Source organism: Maribacter sp. Asnod2-G09 (assembly GCF_045063795.1).
Classification (GTDB): Bacteria; Bacteroidota; Bacteroidia; order Flavobacteriales; family Flavobacteriaceae; genus Maribacter.
Window position 1 is genome coordinate 253,935 of sequence record NZ_JBEFOA010000004.1, and the last position, 17,514, is coordinate 271,448.

The window sequence follows — 17,514 nt, forward strand, 5'->3', positions numbered from 1 at the left end:
GATCCACTCGACCTGCGACCTATTAATTCGTTAAAACTATATTATTGGCCTCTACCAGCTTTCTAAGGTTAATTAATGCGTAGCGCATTCTACCTAATGCCGTATTAATACTAACACCTGTGTTATCAGAAATTTCTTTAAAGCTCATATCCTTATATATACGCATCTCTAAAACTTCTTGCTGATCTTCTGGCAACTCTTTGATCATACGAAGTAAATCAGAATCTATTTGTTCTTTGATCAATTGCTTTTCTGCATTCAACTTATCGTCACCTAATAAAGAAAATATATTATAGCTCTCTTTGCTATTATACATTGGCATTCTATTATGCTTTCTAAAATGATCGATAACCAGGTTATGCGCAATACGCATTACCCAAGGTAAAAATTTACCTTCTTCATTATATGCACCTCTTTTTAGGGTGCGTATAACTTTCATGAATGTATCTTGAAAAATATCTTCGGTTAGTTCACGGTCACCTACTTTAGAATAGATAAAACCCGTAAGACGAGAATTATGACGATTAATTAGAGCCTCGATAGCTCTTTCGTCTCCTTGAATGTATTTTTTTACTAATTGGGAATCTTCAATTTGTACTACCATAACGTTACTTGTAGGGTTAAAAAGCAGCCCCAGATTCTAATGAATAAGGGTCTAATGGTTAAATTCTAACTTTTAAAAGTAATGTTGCGTTATAGGCTAATTGAATTTCTATGAGATCCCAAAGATATAAAAAAATAAATACTCTTATAATAATGTGAAAATTTCTTCTACTATTTTTAGATAAACTGCATTTTTTAGTTCAGAAAAAAGGCAAAGCGTATCTTTGTATCCTTAGATATTTGTATGCCTACACTCACCGAAGTAAATCCGAAAGAAAACATCATAATTAAAGGTGCAAAACTGCATAACCTTAAAAATATTGATGTCGTAATCCCTAGAAATAAACTTGTAGTAATTACAGGTTTGTCTGGTTCTGGTAAATCTAGTTTAGCTTTTGACACCCTATATGCCGAAGGTCAAAGACGATATGTAGAAAGTCTTTCTTCATACGCAAGACAGTTTTTAGGCAAATTAGACAAACCCAAGGTCGATTATATAAAAGGTATAGCCCCTGCAATTGCCATAGAGCAAAAGGTAAACTCTACCAACCCAAGATCTACGGTAGGTACAACTACTGAGATTTATGATTACATAAAGCTATTATATGCACGTATTGGCAGAACCTTCTCTCCTATTTCGGGCAAAGAAGTAAAAAAGCATACGGTTACAGATGTTGTTAATCATGTTAAAACATATAGTGAAGGAACCAAGCTGCTATTATTAGCACCAATAGTTATTCGTGAAGATAGAGATGCATTAAAATCTTTGGAGCTATTTTCTAAACAAGGTTATGCTCGTATTAAGTATAATGACAAGGTACTTCGTATTGATCAAGCACCTGAAGATATTGGTAAAAAATTCGACTTGGTAATCGATAGAATTATAACCAAAGACGACGAAGATTTTTATAATCGTTTGGCAAATGCTGTAGACACTGCTTTCTTTGAAGGAAAGGGCGAATGCATTATTGAAGAATTGGCAGATGGCAAACAAACGCCTTTCAGTAATAAGTTTGAGCTCGACGGTATGACATTTCTTGAGCCCAATGTTCACCTTTTTAGTTTTAACAATCCGTATGGTGCGTGTCCTAAATGTGAAGGTTATGGCGATGTTATAGGTATAGATGAAGATTTGGTTGTGCCAAATACTGCTTTATCTGTTTTTGAAAATGCCATTTTCCCATGGCGAGGTGAAAGCATGAGTTTTTATCGAGATCAATTGGTAAACTCTGCGTACAAATATGATTTTCCTATTCATAAACCTTGGTTTGAGCTTTCTGAAGCGCAACAGCAATTAGTTTGGGATGGTAATGCACATTTTATAGGTCTTCATAAGTTCTTCGGAATGTTAGAAGAGAAAAGCTATAAAATTCAGAACAGAGTGATGCTCTCTAGATATAGAGGTAAAACTAAATGTAAAGTTTGTAACGGAAAACGATTACGACAAGAAACAGATTACGTAAAAGTTGGCGGAGCATCTATTTCGTCATTAGTAGGTTTATCGATTGAAAAATTAATTGTTTTCTTTAATGAGCTGAAGCTAAATGAAAATGATGCTACAATTGCGAAAAGACTTTTAGTTGAAATAAATACAAGATTAGGATTTTTAGATAAAGTAGGATTAAACTACTTGACCATAAATAGAAAATCGAACACCCTATCTGGTGGGGAAAGTCAGCGAATAAATTTAGCAACCTCATTAGGGAGTAGTCTCGTAGGTTCTATGTATATATTAGATGAACCTAGTATTGGTTTACACCCAAGAGATACAGAAAATCTAATAGAAGTTTTAATATCGCTACGAAACTTAGGCAACACCGTAATTGTAGTAGAGCATGATGAAGATATCATGAAAGCTGCAGATATGGTCATCGATATAGGTCCGGAAGCTGGTACACATGGTGGTGAAGTTGTAGCGCAGGGAACATTGAAAGAAATTCTAAAATCTAATTCGCTTACCGCACAGTATTTGAATGGTAAAATGGAGATTAAAGTACCCAAAGAACGTAGAACTTCTAAAAATCATATTACTATTAAAGGTGTTCGTGAGCATAACCTCAAAAATATAAATGTCACTTTTCCATTAGATATGCTTACTGTAGTAACAGGGGTATCCGGTAGTGGTAAAAGTACCTTAGTTAAAAAACTGCTATATCCTATTATATTAAAAGAAACAGGTGGCTATGGTGAAAAGGCTGGTCAGCACACATCTGTAGAAGGTAAATTCAAACATATTAAGCATGTAGAATTTGTTGATCAAAACCCGATAGGTAGATCTTCGCGTTCTAATCCTGTTACTTATATTAAGGCATATGATGATATTAGAAGTTTATATGCTGGGCAAAAACTAAGCAAGATTAGAAACTACCAGCCAAAACATTTTTCTTTTAATGTAGATGGTGGGCGTTGCGAGAAATGTAAAGGCGAAGGTGAAATTACTGTAGAAATGCAGTTTATGGCCGATGTGCACTTAGAGTGTGAAACTTGCAGTGGCAAAAGATTTAAGAAAGAAGTATTAGAAGTTACTTTCAATAATGTTAATATAGATGATGTTCTTAATATGACCATCGACGATGCTATTCAGTTCTTTGAAACCGGAGAACAAACTAAGATTGTCAACAAACTAAAACCTTTACAAGATGTAGGTTTAGGGTACGTTACTTTGGGGCAATCATCTTCTACCCTATCTGGTGGTGAAGCACAACGTATTAAACTGGCATCGTTCTTAATTAAAGGAAGCACTAAAGACAAAGCACTGTTCATTTTTGATGAGCCAACCACCGGATTACACTTTCATGATATTCAAAAATTATTGAAATCATTTAATGCTCTTATTAAAAAAGGACACTCTATTGTAGTCATCGAGCATAACATAGAATTAATAAAATGTGCCGATTACATTATTGATCTCGGACCGGGTGGTGGTGAAAATGGCGGTCAGCTATTAGCCGAAGGCACACCAGAAGAGGTTGCAAAAAGTAAAAAATCGTATACCGCTAGCTACTTAAAAGAGAAATTAAATTAGAATATCTCAATAAGCGATATATTAAATTAACATATAAACCCTTGATTATCATTAGTATAATCAAGGGTTTCGTTTTTTGGCACGCTGTTTGTATACTACTAAGGGAATGTGAATAATTACATTTAGAACAACTGCCTAAGGGGCAGATTTAAAACCTTATATTATGAAAAACTTAGTACTACTTTTTACAGCGATGATTTTTAGCACCACAGGTGTTTTCGCTACAGGTATTAGTGAAGATAAGGTTGCAACCAGCAATTCTTATACATACGACAACTCATTTATTTTTATAGAAAACGGAATTACATTTTCTGTTTATCCAGATGGTGAATTCGATTTTTATATCGAAAACCAAGTTTCAGGAAGAAAAAACGGAGTAACATTTAACTCTGGTTACGATTATAGCCCATTTGCTCAATACGATGATTATGGTGCAGTAATTCAGGTAGAGAATGTGCCAATCTTTTACGACTACTATGGTCGTGTTAGCGAAATTGGTGATGTAAATATCAATTACTCAAATAACAGAGTTCGTAGTGTAGGTAACATGAATGTTTATTATAACAACCGTGGTTTCTATGATTACCACACAGGATATATCAATGTATATAACAGAAATTATGTTTACCGTCCATTTCATAGATGGTTTGTAAGACCTGCAGTTGGTTTTAGCTTTGTATTCAACAGTCCTTACAGAAGATATTATACTCCTGTTAGATATTCTTACTATAGTCCTTACAGAAATAACTTTAGAAGGTCTTATGTAAATGTTGGTAAACAATATAGATACAATAAGGTAAGAAATAATAGAGCTACCATTTACAGAAATGATAAGCGTGTTGCAGTAAGAAATAACAACTATAGAAGTAATAGAACTGTTGCTAAAAGAGATAACGGTTTAAGAACTAACAGAACGTTGGCATCTAATAATACATCAAGAGCAAATAGAAACGCTACTGTAAACAGATCAACTACCGTTAGACGTAATAACACAAATAGTGGTAGAACTACTCAAAGTAGAACAACTACAAGAAGTTCATCTAATAATGGTACGGTAAAAAGAAGTAATAGTTCTGCAGTGCGTAGCACACCAAATAGAACGGTTACTACAAGAGAAGTTTCTCGTACACCTAGAAGTACAACTGTAAAAAGAAGTACTACTACATATAAAAAACCGGTAAGCAGAAGTGCAAATACTAGAACTGCAACAAATACTAGAACTCAACGTAGTACGGTATCTAGAAAAGCGACTAGTAGTCCGTCTAGAAGTACTGTAAGTAGAAGCTCTAGTTCAAGATCAGTAAGTAAAGCTCCTGCTAGAAGCTCAAGTTCAAGAACAAGTTCAGCGACTAGAAGTAGCAGAAGAAATTAAAATAAGTTTTTAGGTTGGTTAGTTGTAAAGCGCCGTAGTGATTTAATTCATTACGGCGCTTTTTCTATTCCTATAAATATAATTGACCAGGAAAAAGTTTAGTGAATTTTTTAGGCAGTTTAGATTCAATATACATTTCTTCATTAGTAACAGGATGCTGAAACCGAAGTGACTTCGCATGTAAATACAATCCTTTCCCTTTTAATTGGAGTCCGGTTAAAAAATATGTGGCATCTCCTAAAATAGGATTCTCAATAGATAACAAATGCTTTCTTAATTGATGCCTTCTGCCGGTATGCGGACTCAGTTTCACCAAGTTTAGATATGAAAAGCGATCCGAAACAATTGATGCTAAAACTTCAAAAGAAGACTTCGATGGTTTGCCATCTATATCGCTGTTTATAGCTCCAACAGTATCCATACCTCCAATAGTTACCGCAAAATATTCCTTTTCAATATTCTTATTTTCAAATAATTGATTGAGACTAGTAATAACACTGCTTGTTTTACCAACCAATAGCAAACCCGTTGTGGCGTAATCTAAACGATGAACAGGCTGCGGACTAACAGCATCTTCAGCAGAACTCTTCTTTAAATTCTGAGCTAGTGCGTTAGCTACAGTTTTAAATCCGTTACCGCTTACTAGAATTCCTGCTGGTTTATTGATAACCGCCAAGTATTCATCTTCATAAACAACATCTAGTTTTAAAATAAGCCGAGTATTGTTTTCATTCTCTGGCGGATGTTGATATACAATAGTTTCCCCACCAATAATCATAGTTGCTGTAGTAGCAATTACCCCATCCACTAAAATCAATTTTTTCTTAATCGCTTTCTTTAAAGCAGATTTTGTAGATATACGCTGAAACACCCCTACCCCATATTCTTGCAATCTCTTTGACCTTACATTTTCATTTACAATATGTGTTTCTTTTTGTTGCATAGTATCCTTCAAAGTTAATTAGGTTTTAGGTGATTTCTACTACATAAACTTTTGGACTATTAATAAATTGAAGTGAGTTAATGTTCCTTGGCATATAAACCTAATTTTCAACCGATTCTTAACTGCTACAGAAACAACCTTAATGAAAAAGATAAACCACAAAATCCTTAGACAGCTAATCATACTAGCCTTGATTATTTTTCTTGGCGGATTGATTATAAAATACATGCTACCATACATCTCTGGCGTACTTGGTGCACTCACATTATATGTGGTTCTAAGAAAGTGGATGTTGAAACTAATCAATAAAGGATTAAAAAGATCTTGGGCAGCCATGTTATTAATATTCGCTGCTTTCATTGGTATTTTTATTCCTTTGACTGGCGCAGGTTTTATGTTAAGTTCACAATTGGGAGATTTTGCAGATAAATCTGAACAAGTAACCAAAGCCTTTAAAAGTCAGCTATCACAAGTAGAAAAATATGTACAATATGATGTTTCTTCTGCAATTGACCCTGAACAAGCTTCTGGTTGGTTAACCGATAACCTTTCTGGTTTTGCAAGTGGCACTTTTAATATTTTCATTTCATTGGGTATTTTACTGTTTCTACTTTATTACATGCTAAAGAGTCCGAAACAACTAAAAGAATCTTTGTTGGAATATATTCCATTAAGTAATAAAAATCTTGTTGCGCTGGGCAAAGAAATAGATAGCGTCGTTCGATCTAATGCGATTGCGATACCCTTAGTAGCCATAGCTCAGGGAATTATAGCACTTATTGGTTTTTATATATTCGGAGTAGAGAATCCGCTTTTCTGGTTTGTAATCGTAACCATAGGATCCATGATTCCGTTTATAGGAACATTCATAGGTATTTTTCCCGTATTTGTTTTAACACTGGCTAGTGGAGACGATTTTCAAGCTTGGGGAATTCTATTATACGGAATTTTAGTAGTGGGTATGACCGATAATCTTATTCGACTATTTGTACTTAAAAAATTAGATAGCACCCACCCTTTGGTAACCTTGATAGGAGTATTAATTGGTATTCCCTTATTCGGATTTGTTGGATTGATTTTTGGTCCGTTAATAATAAATCTATTCTTAATAATCGTGAAGATTTACAAGCAACAATATGGCATTCAAAAACCGAATAAACAAAGGGTTAGTCAAATGTAATTAGCGACCTAGAAACTTATTTAAAAATCCGTATACATCTTCAGATATTTTAAAACGATAAAGAACGCCAACATAGAAAACAGTCATAAGAATACTTTTCAGCGCTATGTTAATTATAGGATGAAAAGAAAATGAAAAGGCTGAAAAAATAGCGCCAACTACTATTAATAAGGCAAGCACCTTTAAAGTTTCATTGGTAAACGGCAGGATTTTAAATTTCGATTTTACGTAGCCTAATTTTAGGGTATTGTAAATAAAGAAAGCACTAAAGCTTGCAATAGCAGCACCATCGATACCATATTTCGGAATCAACCAAAGATTGAATAGTATAGCCAATACCGCCAATAACACTCCGAAAAGCAAAATAGAACGGTAGTAATCTGAATTGAATAAGATAGCATTATTATTACCTAAAAGCGCATCATATACTTTTACCAAACCTACCCAAAAGACAATCATGAATCCGCCAGCATACTTATCTGGTAGTAGTTCATACAGTTCATTTAAGTTTAATAATATCAGCAAAAAAAGAAGACCGGATACTATAAATAAGGTTAATGAACTTTTTTGATATAATTGAGAAAGTGCAGAAGTATCCTTATTATTCAAATAAGTAGCTGTTAGTGGGTACGTTATTTGATGCATAGATTTTGAAGGCACAGCTATAGTTGATGCTATAAAACCGGCAACGGCATAAAAAGCAACATTCTCCAACTCTAAAAAGTTATTCAACATTACCTTATCTACCTCCATGAGTACAATTGCAGTAGATCCGCCCAATATTATTAAGGCACTGTATTTTACAATAGTTTTCCAATTTTGTAGCGGGGTAAAATTTAATTTTGGCTTTCGTAAAGAATACGCATACAGTTTCATAATTACGGTTCGCACTAAGTAAAAACCGACCAATGCATTGATGAAAAATTCAATATCAATAATTTTGAAATATAAAAGGAGCAACAAAATAGTTTGACCAATTCTACAAAAGATTTCTTTCATAAAATTACCGAACATAGATTTCATTCTAATTCTCGCCCAAGCATAAAAAACCTCAAAGTATGCCATCGCCATACCTACTAAAAAGATATGCCAAACATAATCTCGAACGATACCATTCTGTCTTGAAAGTAAATTACCAATTGCATCATTTGCCAAATAACTTAGTAAAGCAACAGGTATAATTAACACCAAGGGCAGCAACAACATTAAAGTCAAAAAAGAATCTTGACTTTTTTCATTTTTAAAACTAGAGTAGAATTTAACTAAGCTATTAGGTACACCAAATGCTAAAATAGGCGTTAGCACAGCTGATACAGATAAAATTACTTGTATTAATCCATAATTACTTGGCTGCATAAAATTGGTATACAAAAACAAGGTATTCGCTGCCCCAATTGCAAAACCAAAATAGGTTACAATTGTATTATTCAACGATTGTTTAAGTACGATACCCATTAAATATATTCGACCAATTTTCGGGTGAGTTCCCTTCTACTGTATTGCTCAATACTACCAGAACTTATTTGTAATTCTCCTTTCTGATAATCTTGAAACCAACTTAAAAGTACATTTTTCAACGCAATTTCATCAGCATAGTCAAATATTCTACCGGTTTCCGTTTCATTAACGATACCAGAAACTTCCCAATTTACAGGACCTACACCTAAAATAGGACGCTTTGCCGCCATATATTCAAATAACTTGCCAGGTATAATACCAATAGTATCTTGAGAGTCTATTTCTACCAATAATAAAATTTGCGAAGACTTTTGGTAAGCCAGCGCCTCTTGATGCGATACATAACCAACTATTTCAATAAAACCTTGCAAACCTAATTCAGCGAGTGATGCCAGTATTTCTTCACTAACCACACCTATAAATCGTAATTGCAAAGCATTCTTAAATTCAATATTTTCATTCACTAATTCTGACAAAACCATCCAAAGGTTCTTAGGGTTTCTACCACTTAACAATGACCCTATATGAGCAATAGTAAATTTAGAATCTAGTTTATCACTTGCTGCTATTTCACCGTCAAATCCGTTTGTAATGACTTTTATTGGCTGAATAGTAATATGCTGAAACTCTTGTTTTGTAGTAGCACTAGTAACTATAATTTTATCGGCAGTGTTTAAAACATCAGACTCTAACTTCTTATGTTTCTTTTCTGCAGTTGAAGTTAGTTTCAATTTCTTATGATAGCCAATGGTAGTCCAAGGATCGCGAAAATCTGCAATCCAGTTTAATTGTTTAGCTTGTTTTAAATAGTAACCAATTAGGTGTACACTATGCGGAGGTCCCGTAGTAATTATGGTATCTATACCCTCTTTTTCTAAAACTACTTTTAAAAAACTAACAGAAGGTTTTACCCAAAACTTTCTTGCATCTGGTATAAACAGATTACCCCTTATCCACAAAAGAGCTTTCTCTAAAAAAGATTGATTTTTAGTTTGAATAATTCCAGAACTAATACGCTTTGTTTTCTTACTAGAAAATATGGCAGCAATACGATATGGCTCTTTTATAGGATACTTATAGATTTTTAAATCATCGGGAATATCCTGTAAAAAAGATTCATCTAACAGCGGGTAATGAGGATTCTCAGGAATATAAAGCACTGGTTCAACACCAAAGTCTCTAAAGTATTTTACAAACTTTAACCAACGTTGAACTCCCGGTCCGCCAGCAGGTGGCCAATAATAAGTAATGACCAGCACCTTTCTCATTATGCTTCGTCTTCTTTTTTTGACCTCCAAAAAGAGAAACCAAATCCACCAACAATAACCAGTCCTAATAAAATAGTACTCGCTAAGGTGATTTTGCTTCCTGTTACGACTACTTCTGGTTCAAATTTAAATTCTACCTTATGTTCGCCTGAAGGAATTTTAAGGGCTCTTAATACGTAGTCAACTTTCAAGTAATCACTTTCTTTTCCATCGATATAAGCGTTCCATCCATTTTCGTAATACATCTCTGAAAATACAGCAACACCTTCATTGCTATTCTTAGATGAATATGTTAAATGATTCGGCTCATAATCAATTAAAGCAATTGAAGCCGTAGAATCTACTTGATACGTTAATGGGTATAAGTCAGAAAATTTAGTAGTATTGACAACCGCCACATTCTTAGTATCTAAACTATCTAATGCCATTATTTCTTCATTGGCATTTGCAACTGGTTGCAACTCAGAAATAAACCAAGCATTACCATTTGCATTCGGGTTTTCAATAGGAAAAGCATTACCCTCTTGATCTTGCCTGATCACATATTTAATGTTCATCATATTCAATACGGACAAGTTACCGTTGTAGACATGAAAATTGAACAAGTCTTGCATACCGGCAGGTTTAGCTGCATGGTATCCCGTTATACTTTGGTGAAAATATGCTGTTTTAGCCGAATCGAATCCGTCTGTTTGATCGAAAACACGGAATACTCCGTCATCTTTAGCAATTATTTTATCTGCTGTAGTTTCTTTAAAAGGCTCTAACATTTTACGTTTAGACACAAAATTATCATTATTTACATATCGTAAATCAACACCTACTAAATCAACAACAACCAATAAACCAATTGCAATTATCAAAAGGTTCATTTTTAATTTCTCTTTTAAATACAACCAAATCAATAACGCTGTACCAAGAGCAAAACCTAATGAGCGTAACAAATCGCTCGTGTAAACACTCTTACGATCTAAACGAAGCATTTCTGGCAATTCTTCTAAACCGGTCATTCTTAGATTATCATCATTGACACCTACAAAGTGGAAAGCACCTTTGAATATGAACAAAACAACACCTAATCCTAAAACAATTGCTGCTGCAATAGTTAAAGATTTCATTTTATCCGCTTGCGGAACTTTATCCTTAAATAATTTCTTTAAAGCTAAAATTGCCAACACAGGCACACAAAGTTCTAATACGATTTGTATAGATGATACCGCCCTAAATTTATCGTATAAAGGAAAATAGTCTATCATGAAATCGGTTAATGAACTAAAGTTTTTACCCCATGATAATACTAATGACATAATTGATCCAAAAAGCAACCACCACTTATGTTTACCCTTAACTAAGAATAATCCTAAAATAAATAAAAAGAAAATAACCGCACCTAAATACGCCGGACCAGATGTACCGGGTTGTTCACCCCAATACAAAGGTAAGCCACTAACAAAATCTAAAGCACTTGATCTAGCCAAGCCCTTATCTATTAAATAATTATAAGATTTAGAATTCTCACCTAAATTCTCTTGACTTGCGCCACCAAAAAGTCTTGGTACAAATAAGTTTAAAGATTCTGTAATACCGTAACTCCAATTTGTAATATAGGCTTTGCTCAATCCGCCAGTGTCTTCTTTTGGCGAACCATCTGGGTTTATGGTCAATTCACTTTTACCACGAGTACTCCAATCGGCATACTCTTTTGTAGCCATTAACCCTGTAGCATTTGCAGCGATACCTAAAGTTACAGCCAATAGTAAAATACCAACAGATGTGAAAAAATGTTTTAATTGTTTATCTCTAATCGCATACACCAAATACACCACACCCAAAATGAGCACCAACAACATAAAGTAATAGGTCATTTGATAGTGGTTGGCAGTAATTTCAAGAGCCATTGCCAGCGCTGTCAAAACAAAACCCCAGAGATATTTTTTTCTAAAAACGAGTACTATACCTGCCAATAGCACAGGTAAATATGCAACAGCGTGTGCCTTTGCATTATGTCCGGCTCCTAAAATAATAATAAGGTATGTAGAAAAACCAAATGCCAAAGCACCTACTACAGCTAATCTATAGTCTACCTTAAGACAACAAAGAAGAATATAAAAACCTATAAAATACAGAAATAGATAATCTGCAGGTCTTGGTAAAAACCGAATTAAACGGTCTAATTTTTTAATATAATTGTGTGGATAATTTGCTCCTAGTTGGTATGTTGGCATACCGCCAAATGCACTATTTGTCCAATACGGTTCTTGATCATTAGATTTTCTAAAATCGTTCTGCTCTTTTGCCATACCCGTATATTGGGCGATATCATGCTGGTACATTACTTTACCCTGTAATACCGGGCTGAAATATGCTAACGCAGCAATGATAAAAAATACGACAACAAAAAAATGGATGAAAAAGAATTTTAAGCCTTGCTTCATTTGCTAAATAAGTAGTGTTTAGACAAAGATAACTAGTCTAGCTCTTCAAAGTCAATGTATTCACCTACTTTTTCAGAATCGTTCTTTTTACGAGATGGTTTTTTATTGATAATAACACTTTCTTCTTCCTCTTGATTAAAAGGGCGTTGATTATCAAAAGCTTCTCTAAAATGAGATTCGGTTTTCTTAGCGGCGTAGTTCAATATTTTCGGCGCAAATAACTTTGCCAAAAATTTTAGCAAGTAATACACCAAAAGAATAATTAATATAGTTTTTAAAAAAGCCATTTATTCTTACTTAAGATATATCAAAAATACAATTATCACGTTGTATATAAAGAATCATACTATTAAAATAAATATAAAATCGTGTTCATGAATAGTCTTTTTGCCTACTCTAAATCATATCAATACGTATTAACCTTATTATTTCTTCTACCTCTGGTGGGTATTTCACAGTACACAGATGTAATAAATTCTAATAGACCCGGGGTATCTGTAAGTGCATATGCCGTTGGAAAAAATGTGGTACAAGCCGAAATGGGACTCTTTTATGAGCAAAAAGATCATACACTTTTGAATACAGAATCTAATATTTGGGGAACCGATATTTCTTTGCGATACGGATTACTATTTGAAAAATTAGAACTGAATTACGAAGGTACTTTTCAAGACCAAAACCTTACTTATTTAAATTTTGACTTAACTGCAAAGCGTAGAGATTTTTCTAGAAATAGATTAGGATTAAAGTTTCTTGTTTATGATCCATTTAAAAACCCTGAAGCAAATAAGCCAAATCTGTATAGCTGGAGAGCGAATAATAAATTTCAATTAAAAAATCTTTTACCCGCTGTATCCCTTTACGGTGGCGCCAATTTTGTATTAGGTGACAATCCGTTTTACATTGGTGAACCAACAATATCTTACCGAGGTATGATTGCTACCCAAAGTAGATTAACACCAAGGTTTGTGTTAATTACAAATACAGCTTTTGACCGCATTAGCACAGATGATCCAGAATTAAGCTATACCATTTCATTATCGCACGCCTTTAGAAACCCTAAATGGAGTGTTTTTGTTGAGCACCAAGGTATAGACAGTGATCGTTATTCAGATTTGCTAATTCGTGGTGGTATCGCACATTTACTTAAAGAAAATCTACAATTAGATTTTAATATGGGTGCTAGTTTAAAAAATACCCCAACGCGTATTTTCTTTGGAATAGGTGGTTCATATAGAATGGATTTCCATAAAGACAAACTTAAACCAATTGAAGATCAAGAAGCTGACCAGAATGGTGGAGCAATTGATAAGAAGGCGATGAAAAAGAAAAAGAAGGAAAAAAATGAAAAAGGAAGCGGTGCAGAAGACATCGACCTTGGACCTTCTAAAAAGCAACTTAAAAAATTAAAGAAAGCAGAAAAGAAGAAAAAGAAAGAGAGTAGCGAGATAGACTTTTAACGAACCACTACTCCGCCCTATTTTTCATTCTCAACAACTTTAATTTGTTGATTAATATCACTAATATTGGCACTTCTAAAGAAGTTCAATGATCACACTACATGAAGCTAAAACAAAGCAAGACTTAAAACGCTTTGTAACCTTTCCGTTTTCGCTATATAAAAACAACAAGTATTGGGTGCCGCCCATTATCAATGATGAGCTAGAAAGCTTTGACAAAGATAAAAACCCGGTATTTAAAGATGCAGAAGCATGGTTCTTTCTTGCGAAGGACGGAGATAAAATTGTAGGTCGTGTAGCTGCAGTGATCAATCACCTAGAAATCAATCAACAAAACGTAAAGAAAATGCGTTTTGGATGGTTCGATTTTATTGATGACCCAGCAGTTTCAAAAGCACTTTTAGATAAAGTTGCCGAAATAGGCACAGAACATAATTTAGAATACATGGAAGGTCCTGTTGGATTTTCAAATCTAGATAAGGTTGGAGTTCTAGTAGAAGGTTTTGACCATATTGGCACTATGATTACTTGGTACAACCATTCTTACTATCAAAGTCATTACGAAAATTTAGGCTTTGTAAAAGAAAAGGAATACATGGAAAATAAGTTTCCTGCAAAAAATGCAGATCCGGCTTTGTTTACCAGACTGAATGACTTAGTAAAAAAACGCTACGGACTAAAAGAAGTAAATTTCACCAAGACAAAAGAGGTGATGCCTATGGCAGACGAAATGTTCGACCTCTTTAATGCAACGTACGCCAACCTTTCTTCATTTGTGCCAATTACAGAAATTCAGAAAGCATACTTCAAGAAAAAATACATCAGCTTTATAAATCCTGAATATATAAAGTTTGTAAAAGATAAAGATGATAAATTAATTGCCTTTGCTATTGTGATGCCTTCATTTTCAGAAGCACTACAAAAAGCAAATGGAAAGTTATTCCCCTTCGGATTGTACCATTTACTAAAGGCAAAGAAGAATAGTAAAGACGTTATTTTCTATTTGATAGGCATAGACCCAGAATATCAAAACAAAGGAGTTACAGCTGTTATATTCAATGAATATCACAAAACATTTAATGAGAAAGGTATTGATATGTGCTACAGAACTCCCGAATTGGAAGAAAACTTGGCTATCAAGCAAATGTGGAAACATTTTGACCCTAAAATCTATAAGCGCAGAAGAACGTATAGAAAATCACTCTAAAAAAAGACAAAAGCAAAAAGCCCGAAATCAAATGATTTCGGGCTTTTTAATATACTTTAATGAGATATTATTCTCCCATTGCTGCAGCTACTGCTGCTGATAATCTTTTGTAAGTACCATTTTGCAAACGCTCACGAATTGCAGAGAACGCTGTTAAAGTCTCCTCTACATCTTGTAATGTATGTGTAGCAGTTGGTATTAAACGTAAAAGAATTAATCCTTTAGGTATTACCGGATACACAACGATAGAACAGAAAATTCCGTGATTTTCACGTAAATCTTTAACTAACGCCATTGCCTCAGGAATACTACCGTTAAGATATACCGGTGTTACACAACTTGTTGTTGTACCAATATCGAATCCTTTTTCTTTTAATCCGTTTTGTAATGCATTTGTATTCTCCCAAAGTTTAGCTTTAAGCTCTGGTTGCGTACGTAACATATCTAAACGTTTCAATGCTCCTTTTACATAAACCATTGGTAATGATTTAGCGAACATTTGAGAACGTAGGTTGTATTTTAAATAATCTATAATTTCTTGATCAGCAGCAACAAATGCACCAATACTAGCCATAGACTTAGCGAAAGTAGCCAAGTAAACATCTATACCGTCTTGTACACCTTGTTCTTGACCTGCTCCTGCACCAGTTTCACCTAAAGTACCAAAACCGTGAGCATCATCAACTAAAAGTCTGAAGTTGAATTTTTCTTTTAGAGCAACGATTTCTTTTAAGATACCTTGCTCACCACGCATACCAAATACACCTTCAGAGATAACTAAGATACCTCCACCAGTCTGCTCAGCTAATTTAGTAGCGCGCTCTAAGTTCTTTTGTAAACTTTCTGGATTATTATGCACAAACGTAAATCGCTTACCCATATGTAAACGCACACCATCAATAATACAAGCGTGGCAATCTACATCGTAAACTATAATATCGTCTTTAGTAACAAGAGCGTCAATTACAGACATAAAACCTTGGTAACCAAAATTTAGTAAGTAAGAAGCTTCCTTTTGTACGAAAGCAGCACATTCTTGCTCTAGTTGCTCATGAAACTCAGTATGACCACTCATCATTCTTGCTCCCATTGGGTATGCAGAACCATATTCAGCTGCAGCCTCACCATCAACCTTCTTTATCTCTGGAAGATTTGCTAAACCTAAATAGTCATTTATACTCCAGGTGATAACATCTTTCCCCTGAAATTTCATTCTATTAGAAATAGGACCTTCCAACTTAGGGAACACAAAGTATCCCTCTGCTTGTGAAGCCCATTTACCTAAAGGGCCTTTATTCGCTAAAATTCTATCAAATAAGTCTTTCATTGTTTAATTTGGATCTGTCTGCAAAAGTAAATAATTTTGATAAAAATTCATAAATTATTTATAATGCAAAAAAGTGGGCTATAAACCCACTTTTTATTTAATACACTATTGTATACAAATTACTTTATATATTGAATCTCTTGTGCCTCTTCAACTGTTTCAGTATTCAAGAATCCTTGATCTTCCATCCACTGGTCACTATATATTTTACTCATATAGCGAGAACCATGATCAGGAAAAATACAAACTACGTTGCTATTTTCGTCAAATGTATTTAGTTCATCAAGTTGCTTAATAGCTTGCATTACCGCACCACTAGTATACCCGACAAAAATACCTTCTGTTCTAGAAATCTCTCTAGCCGTATGTGCACTTTCAGCATCGGTTACTTTAATAAACTCATCTATAGCCGTAAAATCTGTAGCACCAGGAATAAGATTTTTACCTAAACCTTCTATTCTATACGGATAGATTTCGTTAGTATCTAATTTACCTGTTTCGTGATATTTCTTTAATACAGAACCAAAAGCATCAACACCGATAACTTTAATATTCGGATTTTGTTCTTTTAAGAAACGAGCTGTACCTGAAATAGTACCACCTGTACCGCTACACGCAATAAGGTGCGTTATTTGTCCGCCAGTTTGTTCCCAAATCTCAGGACCGGTAGATTTATAATGCGCTTCCATATTCAGCTTATTGAAATACTGATTAATATATATGGAACCTTTAGTTTCTTTATGTAATCTCTTGGCAACCTCGTAGTAAGACCTTGGATCATCTGCACTAACGTGCGCCGGACAAACATATACTTTAGCGCCCATAGAGCGAAGCATATCTATTTTATCTGGAGATGATTTAGAACTAACTGCCAGTATGCAATCGTACCCTTTAATGATACTAGCCATTGCAATACTAAAACCAGTATTACCTGAAGTTGTTTCTATTATTGTGCTGCCTTCAGTAAGAATACCTGCTTTCTCTGCCTGCTCAATAATATGAATCGCAATTCTATCTTTAGAAGAGTGACCTGGATTGAATGCTTCTACCTTCGCGTAAAAATTACCAGTAAGGTTTTCTGCTATTCTATTTAATTTAACTAGTGGTGTATTACCTACTAGTTCTAAAATATTGTTGTAAGCCCTGATCTCATTTTTCATAAGGGGGATATCAATGTTTAATTAATATATGAACGAAATTTGTTAAAATTTCTGATGCAAATTTACTGATTTTTTT

13 protein-coding genes are annotated in these 17,514 nt (G+C 34.2%); 5 read left to right on the forward strand and 8 right to left on the reverse strand.

Annotation, left to right across the window (positions count from 1 at the left end; translation table 11 throughout):
- Positions 1-22: 22 nt before the first annotated feature.
- Positions 23-604, reverse strand: a complete 582-nt coding sequence (locus ACJJVT_RS08290) for an RNA polymerase sigma factor (protein ID WP_073246503.1) — start codon at positions 602-604, stop codon at positions 23-25.
- Between the two features lie 243 nt (positions 605-847).
- Here ACJJVT_RS08290 and uvrA point away from each other — a divergent pair, with 243 nt between their 5' ends.
- Together uvrA and ACJJVT_RS08300 are read left to right on the forward strand one after the other, a co-directional pair.
- Positions 848-3,628, forward strand: a complete 2,781-nt coding sequence (uvrA, locus tag ACJJVT_RS08295; RefSeq protein WP_405397868.1) for an excinuclease ABC subunit UvrA — start codon at positions 848-850, stop codon at positions 3,626-3,628.
- Positions 3,629-3,791: 163 nt separating this feature from the next.
- Positions 3,792-5,000 carry a hypothetical protein gene (locus ACJJVT_RS08300; protein ID WP_405397869.1) on the forward strand — a complete coding sequence of 403 codons (1,209 nt, stop codon included), beginning with the start codon at positions 3,792-3,794 and terminating at the stop codon, positions 4,998-5,000.
- Between the two features lie 70 nt (positions 5,001-5,070).
- Here the strand turns inward: ACJJVT_RS08300 and ACJJVT_RS08305 are convergent, their stop codons facing one another.
- Positions 5,071-5,943 carry an RluA family pseudouridine synthase gene (locus tag ACJJVT_RS08305; RefSeq protein WP_405397870.1) on the reverse strand — a complete coding sequence of 291 codons (873 nt, stop codon included), beginning with the start codon at positions 5,941-5,943 and terminating at the stop codon, positions 5,071-5,073.
- A 142-nt stretch (positions 5,944-6,085) separates the two neighbouring features.
- Here ACJJVT_RS08305 and ACJJVT_RS08310 point away from each other — a divergent pair, with 142 nt between their 5' ends.
- Positions 6,086-7,123 (forward strand): AI-2E family transporter, encoded by a 1,038-nt coding sequence (locus ACJJVT_RS08310; RefSeq protein ID WP_405397871.1) that lies wholly within the window; start codon positions 6,086-6,088, stop codon positions 7,121-7,123.
- Here ACJJVT_RS08310 and ACJJVT_RS08315 read toward each other — a convergent pair whose 3' ends face one another.
- The 4 genes from ACJJVT_RS08315 to ACJJVT_RS08330 are packed head-to-tail and all read right to left on the reverse strand — an operon-like array spanning position 7,124 to position 12,514.
- Positions 7,124-8,578 carry a polysaccharide biosynthesis C-terminal domain-containing protein gene (locus ACJJVT_RS08315; protein WP_405397872.1) on the reverse strand — a complete coding sequence of 485 codons (1,455 nt, stop codon included), beginning with the start codon at positions 8,576-8,578 and terminating at the stop codon, positions 7,124-7,126.
- Positions 8,578-9,849, reverse strand: a complete 1,272-nt coding sequence (locus ACJJVT_RS08320; RefSeq protein WP_405397873.1) for a glycosyltransferase family 4 protein — start codon at positions 9,847-9,849, stop codon at positions 8,578-8,580. The genes ACJJVT_RS08315 and ACJJVT_RS08320 overlap by 1 nt, the downstream gene beginning before the upstream one ends.
- Positions 9,849-12,284 carry a YfhO family protein gene (locus ACJJVT_RS08325; RefSeq protein ID WP_405397875.1) on the reverse strand — a complete coding sequence of 812 codons (2,436 nt, stop codon included), beginning with the start codon at positions 12,282-12,284 and terminating at the stop codon, positions 9,849-9,851. The genes ACJJVT_RS08320 and ACJJVT_RS08325 overlap by 1 nt, the downstream gene beginning before the upstream one ends.
- 32 nt (positions 12,285-12,316) lie before the next feature.
- Complete coding sequence (locus tag ACJJVT_RS08330) at positions 12,317-12,514, reverse strand: DUF4834 domain-containing protein (protein ID WP_405397876.1); 198 nt, start codon at positions 12,512-12,514, stop codon at positions 12,317-12,319.
- Between the two features lie 144 nt (positions 12,515-12,658).
- Here ACJJVT_RS08330 and ACJJVT_RS08335 point away from each other — a divergent pair, with 144 nt between their 5' ends.
- Positions 12,659-13,744: a transporter gene (locus tag ACJJVT_RS08335; RefSeq protein ID WP_405397877.1), complete on the forward strand. Its 1,086-nt coding sequence runs from the start codon at positions 12,659-12,661 to the stop codon at positions 13,742-13,744.
- Positions 13,745-13,832: 88 nt separating this feature from the next.
- Positions 13,833-14,951, forward strand: coding sequence for a GTP cyclohydrolase (locus tag ACJJVT_RS08340; RefSeq protein ID WP_405397878.1), 1,119 nt, complete (start codon positions 13,833-13,835; stop codon positions 14,949-14,951).
- A gap of 67 nt (positions 14,952-15,018) precedes the next feature.
- Here ACJJVT_RS08340 and ACJJVT_RS08345 read toward each other — a convergent pair whose 3' ends face one another.
- Both ACJJVT_RS08345 and ACJJVT_RS08350 read right to left on the reverse strand, forming a co-directional pair.
- A complete protein-coding gene (locus tag ACJJVT_RS08345; protein ID WP_299799252.1) occupies positions 15,019-16,278 on the reverse strand; it encodes an aminotransferase class I/II-fold pyridoxal phosphate-dependent enzyme in 1,260 nt (419 codons plus the stop codon).
- A gap of 119 nt (positions 16,279-16,397) precedes the next feature.
- Positions 16,398-17,438 (reverse strand): PLP-dependent cysteine synthase family protein, encoded by a 1,041-nt coding sequence (locus ACJJVT_RS08350; protein ID WP_299324888.1) that lies wholly within the window; start codon positions 17,436-17,438, stop codon positions 16,398-16,400.
- Between the last annotated feature and the right edge of the window lie 76 nt (positions 17,439-17,514).